The following is a 20,374-nucleotide window of genomic DNA, read 5'->3' as shown; positions in this document are numbered from 1 at the left end:
GCTCAGTCCTGCGCGAGGATCGCGTAGAGCTTCCGCCGCGCCTCTTCGAGCACGGCGACGGCCTCCTGCACCTGGGCCGCGGTCCCGGTGCGGTTGACCTGCGCGGCGGCCTGAGCAAGCTCGATTCCGGCCTTGGGCAGGTCACCGAACGACTTGCTCTTCGGCTGGCTGTCGCTGCCGCTCCCACTCCACGGCACATCGGTGCTCTCGGCGGCGACGGCCCGCCCCTCCTCGGTGAGCGCGTACGTCTTGCGCCCGCCCTCCTCGGTGGCGGTGATGAGGCCCTCATCGGCGAGGAGCTGGAGGGTCGGATACACGGAGCCGGCGGACGGCTTCCACGAGCCGCCGCTGCGCTCCTCGATCTCGCGGATGATCTGGTAGCCGTGCATGGGCTGCTCCTTGAGCAGGGCGAGCACGGCGGCGCGCACGTCACCGCGGCCCATGCGGGTGTTGACGCGCTTCTCGAAGGTCGAGCGGAAATTGTCGAAGGCTTGCCAGAGGGACTCGGCGTTGGGGCCGGAGCCGAACGGGTTGTTGGGGAATGAGGTGCTCATGACGGGGAGCCTCCTTCGTCGTTGGCGATAGCTCACGATATATCGTTATTCGCCCCACGCACAGAGAACTCAGCATGCACGCAGACAGAGACATTCGGGCCCTGGAGGGACTCAAACTCTCCAGCGGGGCATCACCGACGTCTACTAACCCACCTCGAAACTCATCCATGCAACGACCCCCGTCACAGCAAGCGCAACCCCGACCACCGCAACCGCCACAACCCCCACAATCAACACCACCAGCGCCCGCTTCGACATCCCCATCAGATGTTCACCAGCGTGTGCGAGTACAGGCCGCCGTTGAAGAACTTCGCGGTGTCGCGCTTGTCGAAGGAGGCGCCGAGGCCCTTCACCAGCACGTAGCCGTGCCAGGTCGTGGAGGCCACCGCGAGGCCCTTCGAGGAGTCGACGCAGGCGGGGTTGTTGGTGGCGCTCACGGTGACGAAGAAGTTGAAGTTGCTGGCTCCTGAGCCGTAGCTCGCGACCGACTTCGGGATGCCGAGGTTGCCGGTCTTGAAGGTCACCCAGATCTTCAGAGTGGTGATCGTAACGCCGAGCACCACGCACGACGACGTGGCCGTTCCGGTGGCGACGCTGTTCGCGGGGTAGTTCGCACGCAGGATGGATGCACTGCGCACAGTGGGACGGGCGGTGAACTCGGACAGCTTCGAGGATGTCTCCGCGGTGATCGACGGGTCGGTGACCGAATCCGACTCCGTGTAGGTCACTTCGCCCGGGAACTCCTCGCTCTGCTCGACTCCCTCGACCTCGCCAGTCTTGTCGAAGAACTCGGCGAGGAAGTCAGGGTCCTGGAGGATCTGGAGCAAGCGCTTCTTCTTGGCCGCCGGCAGAGCCTTGAACTGCTTCAGCGAGCGTTTGGCTTCAGGCGATTTCGTCGCTCTCGCTTCCAGTGCTGCTGCGTAGCCGTCCGGCGTAGACGGGTCCGGCTCAGCGGAGGAGGCCGGAGCGCCCGCGACGAGAGTCATGGCGAGAAATCCGGCAGTGGTGATCGAAGCAAGCGTTGTCCTGAGCCGCATCAACGTGGCCTTTCTTGTCGGCAAGTGAAGTTAATATTTCGCACTTCACATATGCAGACTAGGGGGTCTATAGGCCAGGGTGCAACGCCTCGTCTACCGCGGGCACGCGGCACTAGGCTGCCCGCATGCGGCGCATCAGGAGTCTCGGGGTTCTCGGCGCCGTCGTCGTCCTGGCAGCCGCAGCACTCGCCGGATGCGCCGGCCCGGCGTACGTCTCGGCGCACGTATGCCTCCCCGACCGGCTGGTCGCCGAGCCGTCGGCGGCCGCGCCCGGCGAAGTGGTCCTGATCTCCAGCGGGGGCGTGGAGTGCAACCTCGGCTACGAAGGCGACCATTCATACCGCGTGACCGTCAGGCAGGTCGGGGCGTCATCTCCCGCGATAGGGGTGCCAGTGCAGGAGAACGGAACCTTCCATGCCGCAATCACGGTGCCCGAGGCGTTCACAGCTGGCGAGGCCGTCATCGTGGTGGAGGGCAGCACGTACGACCAGTGCGACGACTCAGGATTCGGATCGTGCGCCGGGTACAGCGTCGGGATCACGGTCCGGTGACGCGGTCAGGCGACTCCCTCACAGATGCGCCACCGGCCGGTGCCCATGCCCGATCCGCCCGAACACCGCCCACCACGCACCGCTCAACCTGCGCCGCGCATCAACAACCGGCCGCCGCACAGCAACCCCCCGCTCCCCCTGCGACCGAAGCAGCTCGTTCTCCCGCGCCAGCGCAGCCGCACGGTGAGAGTCGATGCGGGAGGCGACGAACGTGTCGTAGTTCATGATCTTCCCCTTTCACGAAGGCACGCCTCAAGGAGGCACCCCTCCACCGTCCCGCCCCCCGGTACTCGCCGCCTCCTCCCCCGGTACTCGTCCGGTATTCACCCGCAACAACAACCGTTGCCGCCCTCCCGGACACCGCCCACACTGTCCTCATGACCGTGAAGGTGCTCGGTCCGCTCGATACCGGGACCGCGCACACCCTGAGTCCGCGAGAGCGCGTCGTGCTCTCCGCTCTGATCGTGCTGGCGGGCCGTTCCGTCGCCACCGGCGAGCTCGCCCAGGCGTATTGGGGGGCGGACCTTCCGCGCACGTGGACCCAGCAGGTGAAGACGGCGGTTGCTCGAATCCGTGCCGACCTCGGACAGCGCGCGGTGATCACCCGGGGCTCCGAGTACACCCTCGGCCTCGACCCGGCGACAATCGACGCGTTCGAGTTCGAACGGCTGGTCTCCGATGCTCGCAAGCACGCGATGCACGACGAGCACGACCGAGCTGTCGCCGCGTACCGGCGGGCCCTCGGGATGTGGCGGGGCGCACCGTACCCGGAGCTGGTCGACTGGGAGCCGGCCGCCGTCGAGGCCGAGAGGCTGGTGGAGATCCGTCGCAGCGTCGAGGAGGAGCTGCTCGAGTCGCGGCTCGCGGAGGGCGAGCACAGCGCCGTCGTCGCCGACGCGGAGCGGCTGGTGCGGGAGTCGCCGCTGCGCGAGAACCGCTGGGCGATCCTCGCGATCGCCAAACTACCGCGCCGGCCGGCAAGCCGAGGCGCTGTCGAGCATCCGGTCGGCGCGGGCGCGGCTCGCGGACGACCTCGGCATCGACATCGGTGATCGGCTCCGTGCGCTCGAATCGTCGATGCTGCGGCAGGATCCGGCGCTGGCGCCGACCGCGCCGCCGCATCGCGTGAGCGACACCTGCCCCTACCGCGGCCTCCAGCCCTTCTCGCCGGCCGACACGGAGGACTTCTTCGGACGGGATGCCGACATCGAAGCCATGCGCCAGCGCGTGCGGGAGGGGTCGCTCACCGTCGTGGTGGGCGCCTCCGGTTCGGGCAAGTCCTCCCTCGTGCTGGCCGGGTTGCTGCCGCGCATCGCCGACGGACGACGCACTGCGGTGATCACGGCGGGTCGGGAGGCCGCGAGCGCCCTGCGCGCGACGATCGACGCCGGCGGACCCGCCGATATCGTGGTCGTCGATCAAGCCGAGGCGATCCTCCAGCTACCGGAGCGGGAACGTGACGAGCTGTGCAGGATCGTCGCAGAGGCGCTTGCTGGCGGGTCGATCGTGCTCATGACGCTGCGCAGCGACTTCCTCGACCGGGCGACGGGCCTCCCCCGCATCGGCGCTCTGATCGGCCGTGCCGTGTACGCCATCGGACCACTCGACACCGACGGTCTGCGCGAGGCGATCGAGGGGCCGGCCGCCCGTGCCGGCCTGCGGCTCGAGCCGGGGCTGGTCGAGGTGATCGTGCGGGATGCCGCCGACCGGCGCACCACCCTCCCCCACGTCTCCCACGCCCTGGAGGAGACCTGGGTCCGCCGTGAAGGAGCGACCCTCACGGTGGCCGGGTACGAGGCGTCCGGTGGCATCACGGGGGCCATCGCCCAGTCGGCCGAGACGCTCTACCGCTCCCTCGACGCCCACGACGCCGCCGCCTGCCGCTCGCTCATGCTCCGCCTCGTGCACCGCGGAGCCGATGGCGCCTCCGTGCGACGCACCGCCGCGCTCGCGCCCCTCGTCGCCGATCCGGCGTGGCGCGGGGTGCTCAACCGCCTCGTGGCCGCCCGGCTGCTCACGACCGACGGCGACGAGGTCACCGTCGCTCACGAGGCGCTCGCCACGGCGTGGCCGCGCCTGGACCAATGGCTCGAGGAGGATGCTGAAGGCGCTCGTCTGGTGGCGACCGTCTCCACGGCGGCAGAGCTATGGAACGGCTCGGGGCGGCGGAACGACGACCTCCTGCGCGGTGCCCGGCTGCAGGCGGCGTTGGACTGGCGAGACGGGTCGGAGCCGGAGCTCACGACGGTGGAGCGGGAGTTCCTGGATGCGTCCGCCGAGCGGGAACAGGACGAGATCCGGGAACTCGCGCGGCGCGCTGCTCGCGACAAGCGCGTCAACCGCTGGCTGCGGTGGGCGATGGCCGGCGCCGGCGTGCTGCTGATCGCCGCGATCTTCGGCGGAGCGCTCGCTGCCGTGCGCGGCGGAGAGGCGGGCCGCGCTGCCGAGGACGCCCGCATCGAGGCGCTCGTGGCGACCTCCCTCTCGCTGCTCGACAACGACCGTGAGACGGCCGCACTGCTCGCGGCGGAGACATACCGGCGGTGGCCCGACGATCCGCGCACGCGATCCGCGCTCTGGGGGGTCATGACGAGCACGGCCGGTCTCGTCGACATGCACCACGACAGGGGTGCGCTCTACCCCTCGATGGACATGCTCCCGGACACGGGGACGGCGCTGCGCGTCTCGTCCAACCGGGACAGCACCGGACACCCCGCCGTCGAGGTCGTCGACGTCGCCACGGGCGACGTGCTCCGGACGTTCGAGCTCGGCCTGCCCGCTACGCCGCCGGGCTGGAGCCGCACCGTCGAGGTGAGTGCCGACGGATCCGTCGCGGCGATCCAATCGCCCGTCTACCCGGACCCCTCCAACACCGACGAGTGCTGCTGGGCGCACCTCACGTTCCTGGATCTCTCGAACGGGAAGCCGCTGCCCAGCACAGGGCTCGTCCGCTCACCGATGTCGGGGATGATGACCCTCGACCCAGCGGGGCGGACTCTCTACGTCGCGGAAACGGTCACCGCAGACATCATCGCGGTCGACACGGCGACGGGGGAGGTGCGCTCGAGCGCTGCCGCCTTCGACGCCCATCCGAAACAGATCGAGAACGTCCATGGTGTGGCGCTCGTCGGCGACGGCCTCGTCGCTGTCGGTGCCGGCAACCAGCTCCGCCTGTACGATCGCGCGACCCTCGCGCTGACCCGGACCATCCCGCTCGAGGGGGACGTATCGAGCATGGATGTGATCGCCGACGGCCGAGGAGGCGTCGTGACGACGGGATGGGACGGGACGGTGCGCGTCTCCCTCGCCACGGGCGAAACCCTCTGGCGGCGGTTCCCGGACCCGACACGGAACTGCTACTCCCTGTACCTCGCAACGGACACGACCGTGGCGTGCGGGTCGTACGAAGGAGTCGCACTCGTCGACCTTGCGACGGGCGAGACGAGGAGGGCGCATGCCGCGCTTCAACTGAATCAGCTGCCGAGGTTCGAGAGGATCGATGGCGGAACCCTCCTCGTGGCCGTCTCGCAACCTCCGACCTGGATGCGCTGGCGGATCGACGGCGGCGGCACCGATGCGGACGTCGTAGCGAAGGGGCGCGAACTCGTGAACGGTCCGGAGGCAGGAGGATCGCTCGTCGTCACCCAGCCCGTCGGCGGTGGCCGCATGCGACTGTGGGACCTGAAGCGTGACGCCCCGGTCGGCGAGGAGGCGGATCTGATCATTCCGCTCGGCTCCGGTGTCGTGGCGAGATACGCCCGCTACGACCCGGAGGAACGGTCGGGCGAGCCGCGGCTGGAGCGCCGATCGACGGGCGAGACGATCCCGCTTCGCATCCCCGGCGTGCCGAAATCGTTCAACGTCCTGCCCGGCGGATGGGACGCCCCGGCCTTCGCCTGGTGGCCACAGGGGATCGTCGCCTTCGACCCGTCAACGGGCACGCCTCTCGGGCCCATCATGAGAGTGCCGGACAGCCGGCTCGATGTCCGCGCGGCGAGCGAGACCCCCGACGCGACACTCGCCGTGGTCACCTGGGCGGTCGACCAGGCACGCTCGGAGACCGGCGTCTTCGACATCCCGAGCGGACGACTCCTCGTGCGCGGCCTCCATGACCTCGAATCGAGCCTCGTACTCGACGACGATCAGTTCATCGGTGTCGCTGCGAGCTATGCGCGCCGCTACGACATCCACACCCTCAAGCCGCTCTCGGCTCTCGCCCGAGCCATCGGCGGTAGTCAGCTGACGTCGGTCAGCACCGACGGCCGCACCCTCCTGAACGTCGGCTTCAACAACGCACTCACCCTCTACGACCTGACGGCGGACATCGCGCTCGCCAGTCCGGTCGACAGCGACGCGTCGGGGGTACGGCTGCGGGGTGGGTACCTCACCGCCGACGGCGAGACCCTGCTCGAGGCGCTCCCCGATGGGATCCGGGTGTGGGATTTACGTGTGGCTGAGCAGGCGTTGCGGGCGTGTGAGTTGGCGGGGCGGGAGCTCTCGGAGGAGGAGTGGGCTACGTATTTCCCTGGGGAGGGGCGGGTGGGGACGTGTGCGGGGGCTGGGGGTTGAAGGCTGATGGTCGGCGTGGAGACGCTTCGCGGCCACAGGTTCTCCACGCTCGTCACCAGGCTGCGCCCCACCCGCTACCCCGAACGCCGCGTCTCGCTGCGCGAGAAGCGACGCCCGGGGCCCCTCGCGGGCGGGGACCCCATTTGTCAGTGCGAGCAGTGAAAAGAGCCGGTGGGCATGGAGGTCGCGAAGCGACCACATGCCCACCGGCTCTTTTCACTGCGTCGGGCTGACAGGATTTGAACCTGCGACCCCTTGACCCCCAGTCAAGTGCGCTACCAAACTGCGCCACAGCCCGTTGCTGCCCCGCCCAGGCGTTGAGCACCAAGCAAGGCAACTCCCCCATCCTAGCGTGTCGGCAGGGGTGCTCCGTGCACTACCCGTGGCACGCAGCACCCCCGCCGACCGGCGCCCTGCCGTGACCGGCTTCCCGACGAAGCCGTCTCGCACACGGTGGCGCCCGGACCCTCCGCCCCGCAGCGGGGTGGTCCTGGTTCAGTCGACGACGGGATGCGAGGGGGGTCAGCATCCCGCCGCCGGGTCTTCACGCGGGCAGGGTCAGGACGACCCGCCCGCGAGCTTGTCCAGCTCGTCCTGGGTCAGCGGGGACCAGGGCGAGGAGTCGGGGTCGGCGCTGGCAGCCTCCGGGCTGTCGCCCTGGGTCCACCACTTCGCCTCGTACGGTGTGCCGTCGAACAGCACCCGCTGACCCTTGTCGTAGGCGGCAGTGCCGCTCCAGTTCGGGTACGTGCCGGCGGGGAGGGTCGGCTGCGGGATCGGGGTCTCCCCCGGCAACACCGGGCCCACCAGCTCCCACGGGGTCTCCCACGAGTTCAGCACCGGATCGTCGGGCATGTCGCCCTTCGTCCACCACTTCGCCTGGTAGACGTTGCGGTGCCAGACGATCTTCGTGCCCTTGAGGTAGGAGGAGCTGGTCTTCCAGATCGGGTACGGGGAGGTCGCGGGGTCGTCGGCGGCCGCGGTCGCGACCGGCTCGGCGGTGGTGACGGCCGCCTCGCCCAGCGAGATGTGGCCGTCGAAGCCCTTCGCCAGCGTGGCGGCGAACGTCTTCTTGCCCTGGCTGACACCGCTGCAGGCGTCGGAGACCACAGAGGTGTCCACGTAGTTCGAGCCGCAGGTCTTGTCGCGGTTCGCCGACCACATCGACATGCGGCCGATGCCGGTCGAGACGGCCCACTTGTTGAAGGCGGCGGCGTCGGCGAAGGTGAAGACCTCGTCCTCGACGTCGTTCTGACCGATCATCGGGGTCGCACCGACCTTCGCCCACAGGCTCGGGTCGCTCTGGTGCAGCTTCGCGCGGTCGTACAGGATGCCGAGCTGGCGCTGGGCGGCCGTGACGGCGGCCTCCGCGTTCTGCGCCATCGACTTCTTCGCCTCCTTGGAGGAGCCGAAGTCCATGGTCATGACGTTGACGCCCGCGATGTCGACCTTGGCGTCGAGCATCGCCGTGATCGCGTCGGTGCCGGCGGAGGTCATGCCGGACGGCGCGACGGGGAGGGTCAGCCAGACGGCGAGGCTCTTGCCGTCTGCGCGGCGCTCCTTCTGCAACGCGGCGATCGCGGTGGCCCGGCGGGCGTTCGCGTCGGCGTCCTGCAGGCCCTCGCCCTCGAGGTCGAGGTCGATCGTGCCGATCTTGTAGCGGTCGACGACGGAGGCGTACGCGGCCTTCAGCTTCGACGGGTCGTCGCAGTTCACGGCGAGCTCGTCGTTGTTGAGGCCGCCGAACGACACGGCGACCGTGCCGCCCTGCTGCTGGAGGCGCGCGATGCGGCGATCCAGGTCGAGGGAGCCGCGCGCCTCGTCCAGCGAGTACGCGGCGCCCCACGAGGGCTCGCACGCCTCGTCCTTCGAGGAGACGACGAACGACAGGACGGCGTCCTTCGTGGTGGTCGTGCCGAGGTTCTCGAACGCGAACCGCGGAGTCGCGGTGACGTCCACGTAGGAGGCGAACCACGGCTTCTGGTCGACCGCCGCCTTGGCGCTCCACCACTGGAACCCGACGACGCCGCCGGTGACGACGATCACGGCGACCAGGCCGGCGCCGATCACTCGCCACGGCGACAGCCGGCGGCCGGAGTCCGCCTCAGGCGCCTGGGCGCGCTCGGTCGCGGAAGCGGCCGGAGCAGACGCGACCGCGGCCTCCACACCCTTCTTGCGCGCCATCAGGCGGCCTGCTTCTCGGCGCTGATGGAACCCGCGCTGATGGAACCGGCCTCGACCGACTCCGCGTGGATCGACTCAGCGTCGGCCGACTCTGTCTCGTTCGCCTCAGCGACCTCCACAGCCGGAGCGGCAGCGGCGACAGCAGCGGCCGGCTCTGCGGCGATGGCAGCGGCGATCTCGGCGGCGCCGGAGGCGGCTGCCGCAGCGAGCTGCTCCTCGACCTCGACCGGCACGGCGACGGCCGCGCGCTCCTGGTGCGACAGCTCGCCCCCGGCGTGTCCGTGGTACAGCACCGAGCGCCAGTCGATCGACGCCGTCACGGCGGCGGGCTCCGGCGTGGAGGCGCGCTTGCTCTTGTCGACGTACAGCGGCTTGGTCATGCCGAGCCAGATGTCGACGATGGTGTTGCCGACGCCGATGTAGGCGCAGATCGCCCAGATCGCCCAGACCGCGTTGAAGGCGGCGAACGCGGCGTTGCCCCAGTTCTGCGCGGTGACGTCGCGCCACAGCGTGAACAGCGAGAACGCGACGATCGCGAGCGGCGCGACGACGTACAGCAGCGGCGAGGCGGTGCGGTTCTTCACCTTGGGCGTGCGGGCGAACGGGATCTTCTTGCCGGTCAGCGACTGCTGGATCGACTTGAGCACCCCGGCGAGGTTCACGGGCAGCAGGATGAGGTTGAAGCCGTAGATCGTGAAGATGTCCATCGCCTTGTACCCGCAGTAGCGCAGGTCGGCGGCCTGGCTGATGAAGTACGGCAGAGCAGCCAGCAGCACCATCGGGCTCAGCAGGCGGCCGTCGTACGGGTACGCCAGCAGGAACACCAGGCCGAAGCTGGCCCAGCAGATCGAGGCCATGTAGTTGATGCGCAGCAGCAGCTCGACGCGCGAGACGTTCTCGCCGCGGCGGCGGCGCTCCTTCACCTGACGCCAGAGCTTCGGGAGGATCAGCAGGCCGCCGTTGGCCCAGCGCCGGCGCTGCACGATCAGCGAGCCGAAGTCGGGCGGGGTCGCGGAGTAGCTCAGGCGCTCCGGGTAGTTGACGAGCGTCCAGCCGTGGGTGCCGAGGTCGATGCTCGACTCGGTGTCCTCGATCACGGTGCGGTCCTGGATGTACCGGCGCACCTCGAAGCCGCCGACGAACTCGGTCTCGACGATGTCGTCGAGCGCGCGCTTGCGGATGACCGCGTTCGCGCCGACCCAGAACGTGGCGCCGTAGTAGCTCTTGCCCTGGTGGAGGATGTGCTGGATGTCCGTCGTCGCACCGGCGAGGCGCTCGATGCGGGTGCCGGCGCCGCGGAACGACGAGTACGGCGTCTGCGTCACTGCGACCCGTGCGTTGTCGGGCTGCTGCAGGAAGAAGGTCAGCCGGAGGCAGTACTCGCGCAGCAGGATCGAGTCGGCATCGAGCGTGAGCAGGAAGTCGCTGTCAGGGATCTCGATGTCGCCGGGCCGGCGGCTGCCGACGGGGACCGCGCTGAGGATCGGGCCCTCCGGCGTCTCCTCGACGCGGTACGTGCCGCCCATCAGGCCTATGTAGGCGTTGAGGTTCATGGCCTTGTTCGCCTCGTGCGAGAGGGAGGCCCACTTCTTGCGCTCGAACACCTCGAGGTCGGCGTCGAAGGTCCACGCCAGCCGGCGGTACAGCTGCGCGACGCGCTCGGAGGTGAGCAGGGCGCCCTCGTCGAGCGCGGCATCCACCGCCTCCCCGGTCAGGGCGAGGTCGTCGCCGAGGGCGCGGAGCACCTGGTCGGCGAAGAACACGTCGACGTGGTCCTCGATGGTGTGCGCGTCGGCCTGGTCGTACAGCCACTGCGCGGCCCAGCGGTAGTGGCCGGCGAGCTCGCGCGCGGCCTCCGGCTCGGCGAGCGCGCGGTCGTCGCCGAGCTCGAAGCGCATCAGCGCGTCGGTGAAGCGGAAGCGCGGCTCCGAGAGCTGGTCCTCGATGCTGGTCGCCAGGTCGCGGGTGGCCTGGAGGCGCTCGGCGACAGCAGGGTCGGTCGGGTTCGGGTTGTCGTCGAGCAGCAGCACGACCCGCTTGGAGGGGAACTCCTGCAGCGCGGCCGACAGCAGCGTCATGCGGACGACCTCCGGCTCCTCCGCGTAGGAGGGCACGAGCACGGTGATCGAGGGCTGGGTCTGGGCGAAGTGCCGGTCGAGCTCGGCGCGCGGCACGCGGACGTGTTTCTGGAAGCGCTGGAGCGCTCCCTGCCGGGCCACGAGGTACATCAGGGCGGAGAAGGTGAGGAAGGTGACGACGACCGTGTAGCCGATCGCCTCCATGGTGAAGCGGAAGTTCTGCGATCCGCTGTCGATGAACTGGCGGATGATCGTCGTGACGACGTAGATCGCCCAGAACAGGATCGTCAGCACGATGGCGACGCGGCTCCAGGTGATCTTGCTGTCGGACGGCTTCGGGTGGACCGTCGGCAGGGGGTCGGTGCGCTTCTCGGAGCCGAGCTGGCGCTTTCGGGCAGGCGTGTATGAACTTGTAGAACTCATGATCGGGTATGCGTCCTTCGAGACGAGAGCCCGCGCATTCGGGTTGCGCGTCGGGGTAGCCCTCGCTTGTCCACAATAGTGAGGACAGAATGGGGTACAAAACCCCGCGTTATGGTCACGCAGGGGCACTCAGGACCACAAGGCGATGTACGCATGGTGAACATCGTAAGACGTATGTAATATACGTAATCTTGTGGATGTCCACGAAATGGCGGCGCGTACCGCCTGTCACATCATCGCATCCGCGCCGACCGCGTCGAGCACGGCGCGCAGGTCGAGCCGCTCCCCCATCGCCGCGCGCATCCATCCGGCGGTCGTCGCCAGCTGGGCCGCGCTGTCCGCCCCCACGACGACCGAGGCGACGCCGGGGAACGACCTCGCGTACTGCAGAGCCGCGACGGGCAGCCCCGCGCCCTGGTCGCGGGCCGCCGCCGCGGCACGACGAGCCGCTGCGAGCACGCGCGACGACGGTTCGCCGTAGTCGAAGTGGGAGGTCGAGGCCGGGGCGTCGCCCGCGAGGATCCCGCTGTTGAACACGCCGGCGTTGAGGATGGCCACACCGCGCTCGGCGCACAGCGGCACGAGCTCGTCGGCGGCCGAATGGTCGAGGAGGGTGAGCCTCCCGGCGACCATGACCGCGTCGACGTCGGTGCGCTCGACCACCCGGAGCAGGGTGGCGACGTCCTTCGTCCCGACGCCGACCGCCCCGATCTCGCCACGATCCCGCAGGGCGGCGAGCGCCGGATACGCGGCGGAGACGGCCTGCTCGGCATGCCCCTCCGGGTCGTGGATGAGCGCGATGTCGATCCGGTCGACGCCCAGCCGCTCGCGCGACGCGTCGAGCGAGCGGGCCACGCCGGAGGCGGAGAAGTCGAACACGCGGGTGCGCTCTCCGGCGCCGTCGTCGACGATCAGCCGGCCGACCTTCGTGCTCAGCACGTAGTCGTCGCGCTCCCGCTGCCGCAGGGCAGTGCCGAGCCGCGCCTCCGCCAGGCCCAGCCCGTAGTGGGGCGCCGTGTCGAAGTACCGGATGCCGGCCTCCCACGCGGTGTCGACGATCGCGGTTGCCTCGGCGTCCGTGAGCCGGTGGAAGAGGTCGCCGAGCTGAGCGGTGCCGAGTCCGAGGTCGCCGGGATGGAGGCCGCGCCGCGCGAGCCGTGTGGTCATGGGGTCCCTCCCTGGTGATCGATCCCGTACACCTCGGCCGCGGTCCCGCCGAGGACGGCGTCGCGCTCCGCGGACGTCAGCCCGGCGGCCGCGACGGCGAGGTCGCTCCACACCGCCTCGAGCGTGGAGCGCAGCCGGAGCACGGGCCAGTCGCTCCCCGCCATGACCCGGCGCGGGCCGAACAGGTCGAGGGCGAATGCGGCGCAGTCCGCTCCGAACGGCGTTCGGAGGTCGAGGCCGGACAGCTTCAAGAAGACGCGCGGAGCGTGCGCGAGACCGAAGAGGTCGAGGCGCCAGGCCTCCCCGGCGTCCGGGGACGGACCCCCGAGATGATCCAGCACGACCGGCAGCTCCGGGCGCGCGTCGACCAGCTCGGCGAGGTCGGCGAGCCGCCCGGGGGCGACCAGCACCTCGAGGACGAGCCCGCGTTCGGCCAGCGCGTCACAGGCCCGCAGCAGCGCATCCGTGGACCGCCGCCCCGGCTCCACCTGCTCCTGAACGAGCCGCACACCGCGCAGCAGGCGACCGCCCGGCCCCGCGCGGAGGGCGTCGAGGCGTCCTCCGACGCCGGGCGCCGTCAGATCGACCCAGCCGACGACGGCACCGATGCGAGGCGCAGCGCGGGGGGCGCCGGGCGCAGCACGGGAGGCGTCGTCCCGCTCCACCTCCGCGAGCAGGGCCGCCGTGCCGGCGACAGACTCGACCGCGGTCACGAGAACCACGGCGTCGACGCCGCACGCGGCCTCCTCCGCCAGCAACTCCCCGACCGGGTACGGGCGCCGCAGCGGCCCGGCGGTCGGATCGGCGAGCCAGTCCAGCTCCAGCGCGTCCGGTCCCCAGACGTGGGTGTGGGCGTCGACGATCATCGCTCGTACGGCATCGGTCAGAAGGGCTTGCGGCCCGCGTCGCGCCAGCGCTCGTATTCGGCACGGCTCTCCGGCGCGAGCGGGTAGTAGTCGGAGAGCCGGGCGCCCTGCTCGAGGCGCATCCGGCTGAACTCCTCCCAGTTCTCGTGATCCTCGGCGTCCTGCACGAGGTCGAGGGCGCGGCCGGCGGGCACGATCACCGCGCCGTCGTCGTCGGCGACGACAACGTCGCCGGGCAGGCACAGCACGCCTCCCGCCGCCACAGGGACGTCGTACGCCCACGGGAACAGGTCGGTCTGCGACGCGTAGTGCGGCGTCGTTCCGGTGCACCAGATCGGCACGCCCAGCTCGCGCACACGGGCGGCGTCGCGGATGCGGCCATCGACGACGATGCCGGCGCCGCCGCGCCGCTTGAAGTAGCGCACCAGCATGTCGCCGAAGCAACCGGTGAAGCTGCTCCCCCACGCCTGGACGACGAGCACATCGCCCTCCTGCACCGTCTCGAGCACGGCCCAGAGCGCGGTGTCGCGCTCGACGTACTCCTGGCCGAGCCCGCTGGCGACGTCCTCGCGCTGCGGCATGAACTGCAGCGTCAGGGCCGAGCCGACGACGCGGCTGCCGCGCTCGAGCGCGGTGGGACCCTGCACGGCGGTGCGGGTGATGCCCATGCCGTTGAGCTTCGCGCACGCGGTGGCCGCGCTCACCGCCTCCATCCGCCGGACGATGTCGGCGTCGGCGCGCTCGAACGGCGCTCCGCGGACCGGCAGCGGCCACACCTCGGAGACGTCGCGGGCGGTATCGGTCGTCGTGGTCATTCGGGGCTCCTCTGTGATGGGGTGATGGCCGACCGGAAGCGGGTGTGGCTGGCGCGCTCGGCGCGGCGCCCGACCCGCAGGTCGAGGGTGATCCTGGTTCGCGCGGGGAGGCGGACGGCGAACGACGGCGCGCCGATCGCCGCGGTCTCGCTCGTGGTGCGCACGGCGGGGATGTCGTAGGCGGTGTCGCTCCCGGGATAGCCGTCGAGCGCGCGGTCGAACCGCACCTCCTCGACACGGTCCTCACCGAACGCGCCGGCCTGCACGACCACGAGGCGGTCGGCGGAGCCGGTGTTGACCAGTTCGAGCGTGACGCTCTCAGGCGTGATGGCGCTGACCAGCGCCGCGACGTCGTCGGGAAGGCCGGGGCGCCCACGCTCGCCGTCGCCGAGCACGACCCGCGCGAAGGCGAGGCCGCCGTAGTAGATGGCGGGCGGCGCGCCGGTGATGAGCTGGCTGAGGATCTCGGTCGCCACCGGGTTGAGCCGCTGCCAGAAGTGGATGTCGCCGTCCTCCGGCTCGTCGGGCGCCTGCTCGATCAGCGCCATCCGGTGCAGCACCTGACCGATCGCCATCTCCAGCGCGCGCGCGGGATAGTCGGGCGCGTCGCCGTCGAGATAGGCGAGCCACGGACCTTCGTGCCCCTGCTCCTCCTTGTCGCGGAACCAGCGCACCTCGGTCCAGTCGGTCGGCGACGCCTCGCGCAGCCGGTCCAGCCGGGCGCGGTCCTCCGCGCTGCCGGAGGCCCACGCCAGCCACATGGGATAGGTGAGCGCGAGCGGGTGGAGGTCGAACCAGCCGTCGGGTCCGTACCGGTACGGCACCAGCAGCTCGCGCGTCTCCGGCGTCGCACCGAGCTTGCGCGCCCAGCCCGGCCCCAGGCTGCCGCGGTGCTCGATGTCGTCGAGCACGACGGCCTCGGCCAGCACCGCGTCGAGCGGACCCCGGGCCAGGTCGAGCCGGTCGAGCGTGCCGGTCACCAGGGTGGCGTTCAGCGCCGCCACGGCCGCGGCCGGCTCGATCGAGTGCAGCCCGTGCGGCCAGGTCCAGCCGTAGTGGCCGCCGTACCAGGCGCCGCCGTGGAGCTCACCGACGCGACCGGACGGACCGACGTTGTCGGGAAGGATGCCGTCGTTCTGCGCCGCCCGCTCGCGCCAGGCGTCGACGTAGTCGAGCAGCCAGCGCGAGAACCGCTCGTCGTGGCCGTACAGCCAGGCGTTCGCGGCCAGGGTGGTCGCCGCGAGGTCGATCGCGGTGTCCCCGCGGCCCATCCGCTCCTGCATGGCGGCGCCCATCGCGCGCGCGGCCTCGGGACGGCGGAGGTCGTCCCAGCTCTCGATGCCGGGGAGGTCGTGCAGCGGGAGGCCGTAGATCGCCATGCCGTCCTGGTCGGCCCGGTACTCCTCCCAGTCCTCCCCCACGCCCCAGCGCGGACCGCCCGAGCCGGTGTGCGGGGCGACGATCATGCGGCGCTCGGCGTCGTAGTTGCCGAGCGGCGAGCCGGGCAGGTAGAGGCCGGCGAAGCGCTCGGCGCGCTCGCGGAAGCGCTCGTCGTCGGGGTCCGCGGCACAGATCGCGAGGAAAAGCCCGAGCGACTCCGCCTGGTGGAACCAGTCGTAGCCCAGCTCGTACTCGTCGCGCACGAAGCCGAATGCGGTCTGCTGGGCCGTCACGCCCTCCCAGTGCCGCTTGGCCGCTGCAAGCAACGCGTCGGATCCGCCGAGCCGGTACAGCGTCGGCCAGTTGAAGAACGGCTCGTAGAAGTCGTCGACGCCGTCGCGGCCGTACATGCGGCCGTGGTAGCGGAGGCTGCCGTCCGGCTCGCAGAAGCGTCGCTCGAACAGGCGCCAGGCCTCCTCCTGCAGCGCGAAGAGGCGGCGCTCGAGGAGCGCCCACGCGGGGAGCGAACGCACCGGGGTGGTCGCCTCGACGACGACGAGCGAGGGCGTCATCCCTTCACCGCCCCGGAGGTCAGGCCGCCGATGATGCGCTTCTGCAGCAGCACGTAGAACACGATCACGGGGATGACGGCGAGCAGCATGTTGGAGTAGACGACGGTGAAGTCCGTCGAGTACTTGCTGACCGCGGCGAACACGCCGGTGGTGACCGTGTACAGGCCGGAGCCGGGGCCGAGCACGACCCGCGGGTTCACGAAGTCCGACCACACGCCCACCGAGTTGAGCACCACCGCGGTGGCGACCGCGGGCGTCATCAGCGGGAAGATGACGCGCCAGAAGGTGCCGATCCGGCTCGCGCCGTCGATGCGCGCCGCCTCGTCGAGCTCTCGCGGGATGCTCTGCACGTAGGCGACGAACAGGAAGAGCGTGGTCGGCACCGTGAGCGCTGTCTGGAAGAGCACGAGGCCGGGCACGGTGCCCATCAGCCCGATCGTCTTCAGCACGTAGATCACCGGGATGACGATGGCCTGGCTCGGGATGAACAGCCCGGCCAGCAGCACGAGGAGCACCACCCGGTGGCCCCGCCGGGTGCCGCGGCCGATCGCGTAGGCCGCCGGGCCCGTCACCAGGATGGACAGCACGTTGACCACGACCACGAGCAGCCCGGTCGTGACGTACGCGCTGAGCACGTTGAAGTCGGTGGAGGTGGCCGCCGCCACGATGTTGTCGAACGTGAAGCCGTCGGCCGGCCAGCCGAAGGGCGACGAGACGATGTCGTGCTGCGACTTGAAGGCGTTCGTGACGAGCAGGTAGAGGGGCAGCACCATCACCGCCGCGAGGACGATGAGGCCGAGGCCGCGGAGGACGCGGGTCATGCGGACACCGCCTCCTCGCTGCGCCGGCGCAGCTGTGTGATCGCCACCGTCACGATGATGATCACGATCATGAGCACGACGGACTGCGCGGCGCCGTAGCCGAGCTGTGAGCGGTTGAAGGAGGTGGTCAGGATGGTGAAGACGACCGTCTGGGTCGCCCCCGCCGGCCCGCCGTTCGTGAGGGCGAGCACCAGCTCGTAGACGCGCAGCAGGCCGATGGCGGCCAGCACGATGTTGAGCGTCACGGTGGGCGCGAGCACCGGCAGCTTCACCCGCCAGAAGGTCTGCCAGGGGGTCGCCCCGTCGATGGTCGCCGCCTCCAGCAGCGAGGCGTCGATGGTCTGCAGACCCGCGAGGTACAGCACCACGTTGACGCCGAAGCTCGCCCACACGATGACGAGCACCATCGTCACCACGGCCCAGGTCGGGTCGGCGAGGAAGGGCAGGCCGTCGGCCCCGGCCGAGCGCAGCAGGCCGTTCACCGCGCCGTTGGTCCCGAGGATCGACGCCCACAGGAAGCCGAGGATGACCGGGCCGATCACGTACGGTGAGAAGACGAGGATGCGCATGAGGGCGTTCAGCCGGGTGCTCTTGTTGAGCAGGACCGCGAGGCCGAGTCCGAGCGCGTTGCAGACCAGCGTCCCCACGACCGTGATCGCCACGGTGAGACCGGAGGCCCGGAGGAACTCGCCGTCGGTGAAGAGGCGCTCGTAGTTCGTCACGCCGACCCAGGACGGCGGGATGGTGAACCCGTCCCAGTCGGTCAGGCTGAGGTACACGGCGATGGCGATGGGGATCAGCACGAACAGCGCCACCAGGGCGAGGGCCGGCGTGATCATGACCGCGTCCACCGCGAAGGCGGCTCTGGCGGCCCGGCGATGACGTCTCATTCGGTTCTGTGGCTCCTACGGTCGGGGATGGTGCTGGTGCGGGGATTCCGGCCGGCGGGGAGCCCCTCCCCGCCGGCCGGGGTGGATCACTTCTTCTGGTTCGCGTCCCACCACGTGTCGAGCGCCTTGGCGGCGTCGGAGGCGCTGGTGCCGACGTAGAGGGCCTGCACCTGCTTGCCGACCTCGTCTCCGAAGCCGCCAGGGACCTGAGGACCGGAGGTGCCGATGACCAAACCCTTGGCGTCGTCCAGGATCGCGCCGACGGCCTGGTTGAGCTCGCTTCCGTCGTAGCTGAAGCCCTGACGGAAGTTGCCCTCGGACTTCAGCGAGGCGGAGACGGCGTCGGGATCGGTGACCAGGTACTTCACCAGGTCGAGCGCCTCCTTCTGGTGCTTGGACGCCTTGAGCACCGAGTACGGCTGCGCAGGACCGCTCATCTGGTAGCCGGTCTCGCCGCCCTCGGTCGGGACGGGGAAGACGCCGACGCCGAAGGCGGGCTTCGCCTCGTCGATGGAAGGCACGATCCAGTTGCCCATGACGTAGGTCGCGGCCTTGCCCGAGGTGAAGGCGTCGATGGAGTCCTGGTACTTCAGGCCGAGCGCGTCCTTCGCGACCAGGCCGTCGGCGACCCAGCCGGAGTACGTCTCCAGCCAGCTCTTGTACGCGCTGTCGGCGAAGGTCGCCTTGCCGTCGTTGCGTGCCGCGTAGAAGTCGTCGCCGCCGAGGAGCGCCGGGTTCGCCAGCATCGCGAACTGCGCGCCGGTGACCCACTCCCCCGCGGTGTCGAGCGGGGTGTAGCCCGCCGCCTTCAGCTTGCCGAGGTCGGCGGTGAACTCCTCGATGGTCGCCGGCGCCTCCGTGATGCCGGCCTTCGCGAAGGCGTCCTTGTTGTAGAACACGAGCGACTGGATCTGGGCACCGGTCGCGACCTGCCAGATCTTCCCGTCCGCCTTGTTCTCCTCGGCGAGCGGGGTGTCGGTCACCCACTTCTCATCCGGGAACGCCAGGAGCTGGGTGGCGACGACCGGGTCGAGGTTGCTCGCGACGATGTCGGGCACATCGCCGGAGGCGAGCTCCTGCTGCAGGGTCGACTGCACGTTCTCGGCGCTCGGCACCTCGATCGTCACGGTGACGTCGGGGTTCTTCTCGGTCCAGGGCTGGACGAGCTTCTCGTAGTACTGCTTGGTGAGCACGGGTGTGATGTTGGCCAGGATGCGCAGCTCCGTCTTGCCGGAGCCGCCGTCGGCGGAGCACCCGGCGAGGCCGAGTGCCGCCACCGCTGCTCCGGCCACCGCGATGGCCAGGGCACGCTTGCTGTGTCGCATGAATCCTCCTCGAGTCAGGACAATCGCCTATCGATAGGCGATTGCAAGGTAGCGAGTGCGACAGTAGCGCTTGAACACTCGCGTCGCCAAATCGGGGCATTCACTCCGCGAGATCGCCCGCGGCGTGGGCGGCGAAGGCGGCCGACGCGGCCTCGGCATCGCCGCCGTCCAGCGCGTCCACCAACTCGGCGTGCCACTCCACGACCCGGCTCCGATCGCCGAGGAACGAGGGGTCGCCGATCGCGCGCTGGCTGATCAGGAGCGGCTCGAGCGTGTCCCACAGGCGGGCGAGCACGGAGACCCCGGAGAGCCGGATCACGTAGCGGTGGAACTGCACGTCGAGCGCGCGGAAGCCCGCCCAGTCGTCCGCCGCGATGGCCGTCGCCATCTGGTCCACGAGCGAGCGGAGGTGCGCGATCGCGGTCTCGTCCAGCGCCTCCACCGCCAGCCGGGCCCCCGACGCCTCCAGCGACGAGCGCACCTCGCGCGCGATCGCGAACTCGCTCTCGGAGATCTCCGTGACGTAGCTGCCGTGCCGCGGGATGGAGACGACGAGCCCGGCGTGCACCAGCCGCTTCACGGCCTCCCGCACCGGCGCCTGGCTGATCTCGAGCTGCCGCGCGATCTCCGACTCGACCACGCGGGAGCCGGGGGCCCGCGACCCGTCGAGGATCGAGGTCAGGATGAGGTCGTAGACCTGGTCGGACAGCAGTCCGCGGCTGATGCCGGCTTCACTCATGTGCACTCCTTCTGGGCTAACGTACCCACGCTAGCGATGATCGATAGGAGACGGTGGATGACACGGACGCACATCGATGGATACCGGACGCGGCTGCGGCCCGGGCAGGCGGAGCGGTACCGCCGGGTGCACGCCCGCATCCCGGAGCCGGTCGCGGCGGCGCTCCGGGCGAGCGGGTTGGTGTCGTGGCGGATCTGGGTCGACGGGGAGACGCTGTTCCACGCCATCGAGACGACCGACGGCCGCGCCGAGATGCTGCGGCGCATGGCGGCGCTCGGGCCGATCGACCCGGAGTGGGATGCGCTCATCGGCACGCTCGTGAACGATGCGCCGGACGCCTCCCGCCCCCTCCCCCTCGTCTGGGAGTTGTCGGAAGAGGTCGCCGGGCATTGACGGCGCGCTC

At 70.3% G+C, this 20,374-nt stretch carries 17 protein-coding genes and 1 tRNA gene; 4 read left to right on the top strand and 14 right to left on the bottom strand.

Annotated features, from left to right (window positions below; genetic code table 11):
- Window positions 1-2: 2 nt before the first annotated feature.
- Together P5G50_RS08905 and P5G50_RS08900 are read right to left on the bottom strand one after the other, a co-directional pair.
- The gene (locus P5G50_RS08905; protein ID WP_301210839.1) at window positions 3-554 is read right to left on the bottom strand and encodes a PadR family transcriptional regulator; all 552 of its coding nucleotides are present in this window, start codon (window positions 552-554) and stop codon (window positions 3-5) included.
- Between the two features lie 263 nt (window positions 555-817).
- The gene (locus tag P5G50_RS08900) at window positions 818-1,381 is read right to left on the bottom strand and encodes a hypothetical protein (protein WP_301210841.1); all 564 of its coding nucleotides are present in this window, start codon (window positions 1,379-1,381) and stop codon (window positions 818-820) included.
- A 335-nt stretch (window positions 1,382-1,716) separates the two neighbouring features.
- Between P5G50_RS08900 and P5G50_RS08895 the strand changes: the two genes are divergently transcribed.
- The gene (locus P5G50_RS08895; RefSeq protein ID WP_301210842.1) at window positions 1,717-2,142 is read left to right on the top strand and encodes a hypothetical protein; all 426 of its coding nucleotides are present in this window, start codon (window positions 1,717-1,719) and stop codon (window positions 2,140-2,142) included.
- Between the two features lie 18 nt (window positions 2,143-2,160).
- Here P5G50_RS08895 and P5G50_RS08890 read toward each other — a convergent pair whose 3' ends face one another.
- Entirely contained in the window at window positions 2,161-2,367 is a 207-nt protein-coding gene (locus P5G50_RS08890) for a hypothetical protein (protein WP_301210844.1), read from the bottom strand.
- A gap of 152 nt (window positions 2,368-2,519) precedes the next feature.
- Here P5G50_RS08890 and P5G50_RS08885 point away from each other — a divergent pair, with 152 nt between their 5' ends.
- Both P5G50_RS08885 and P5G50_RS08880 read left to right on the top strand, forming a co-directional pair.
- Window positions 2,520-3,194, top strand: a complete 675-nt coding sequence (locus tag P5G50_RS08885; RefSeq protein WP_301210845.1) for an AfsR/SARP family transcriptional regulator — start codon at window positions 2,520-2,522, stop codon at window positions 3,192-3,194.
- The gene (locus P5G50_RS08880) at window positions 3,133-6,711 is read left to right on the top strand and encodes an nSTAND1 domain-containing NTPase (protein ID WP_363319492.1); all 3,579 of its coding nucleotides are present in this window, start codon (window positions 3,133-3,135) and stop codon (window positions 6,709-6,711) included. Before P5G50_RS08885 ends, P5G50_RS08880 begins: the two co-directional genes overlap by 62 nt.
- A gap of 224 nt (window positions 6,712-6,935) precedes the next feature.
- Here P5G50_RS08880 and P5G50_RS08875 read toward each other — a convergent pair.
- The 11 genes from P5G50_RS08875 to P5G50_RS08825 form a co-directional block, all read right to left on the bottom strand.
- Window positions 6,936-7,009, bottom strand: a tRNA-Pro gene (locus P5G50_RS08875).
- 260 nt (window positions 7,010-7,269) lie between these two features.
- Window positions 7,270-8,895: a chitinase gene (locus P5G50_RS08870; protein WP_301210849.1), complete on the bottom strand. Its 1,626-nt coding sequence runs from the start codon at window positions 8,893-8,895 to the stop codon at window positions 7,270-7,272.
- On the bottom strand, window positions 8,895-11,396 hold the full coding sequence (locus P5G50_RS08865) for a glycosyltransferase family 2 protein (protein ID WP_301210850.1): 2,502 nt from the start codon (window positions 11,394-11,396) through the stop codon (window positions 8,895-8,897). The genes P5G50_RS08870 and P5G50_RS08865 overlap by 1 nt, the downstream gene beginning before the upstream one ends.
- A 228-nt stretch (window positions 11,397-11,624) precedes the next feature.
- Entirely contained in the window at window positions 11,625-12,563 is a 939-nt protein-coding gene (locus tag P5G50_RS08860; protein WP_301210851.1) for an aldo/keto reductase, read from the bottom strand.
- Window positions 12,560-13,429, bottom strand: a complete 870-nt coding sequence (locus P5G50_RS08855; protein ID WP_301210852.1) for an amidohydrolase family protein — start codon at window positions 13,427-13,429, stop codon at window positions 12,560-12,562. Before P5G50_RS08855 ends, P5G50_RS08860 begins: the two co-directional genes overlap by 4 nt.
- Before the next feature lie 17 nt (window positions 13,430-13,446).
- Complete coding sequence (locus P5G50_RS08850) at window positions 13,447-14,244, bottom strand: RraA family protein (protein ID WP_301210853.1); 798 nt, start codon at window positions 14,242-14,244, stop codon at window positions 13,447-13,449.
- A complete protein-coding gene (locus tag P5G50_RS08845) occupies window positions 14,241-16,196 on the bottom strand; it encodes a DUF8034 domain-containing protein (protein WP_301210854.1) in 1,956 nt (651 codons plus the stop codon). Before P5G50_RS08845 ends, P5G50_RS08850 begins: the two co-directional genes overlap by 4 nt.
- A complete protein-coding gene (locus P5G50_RS08840; protein WP_301210855.1) occupies window positions 16,193-17,017 on the bottom strand; it encodes a carbohydrate ABC transporter permease in 825 nt (274 codons plus the stop codon). Before P5G50_RS08840 ends, P5G50_RS08845 begins: the two co-directional genes overlap by 4 nt.
- Window positions 17,014-17,907 (bottom strand): carbohydrate ABC transporter permease, encoded by an 894-nt coding sequence (locus tag P5G50_RS08835; protein WP_301210857.1) that lies wholly within the window; start codon window positions 17,905-17,907, stop codon window positions 17,014-17,016. The genes P5G50_RS08840 and P5G50_RS08835 overlap by 4 nt, the downstream gene beginning before the upstream one ends.
- An 86-nt stretch (window positions 17,908-17,993) precedes the next feature.
- The gene (locus P5G50_RS08830; protein WP_301210858.1) at window positions 17,994-19,232 is read right to left on the bottom strand and encodes an ABC transporter substrate-binding protein; all 1,239 of its coding nucleotides are present in this window, start codon (window positions 19,230-19,232) and stop codon (window positions 17,994-17,996) included.
- 100 nt (window positions 19,233-19,332) lie between these two features.
- Window positions 19,333-19,971, bottom strand: a complete 639-nt coding sequence (locus P5G50_RS08825; RefSeq protein WP_301210859.1) for a GntR family transcriptional regulator — start codon at window positions 19,969-19,971, stop codon at window positions 19,333-19,335.
- Window positions 19,972-20,028: 57 nt separating this feature from the next.
- Here P5G50_RS08825 and P5G50_RS08820 point away from each other — a divergent pair, with 57 nt between their 5' ends.
- A complete protein-coding gene (locus tag P5G50_RS08820) occupies window positions 20,029-20,364 on the top strand; it encodes an L-rhamnose mutarotase (RefSeq protein WP_301210861.1) in 336 nt (111 codons plus the stop codon).
- Window positions 20,365-20,374: the final 10 nt, after the last annotated feature.

The sequence above is a fragment of the Leifsonia williamsii genome (assembly GCF_030433685.1).
GTDB lineage: Bacteria > Actinomycetota > Actinomycetes > Actinomycetales > Microbacteriaceae > Leifsonia > Leifsonia williamsii.
This window is presented reverse-complemented; position numbering and strand designations above follow the sequence as displayed.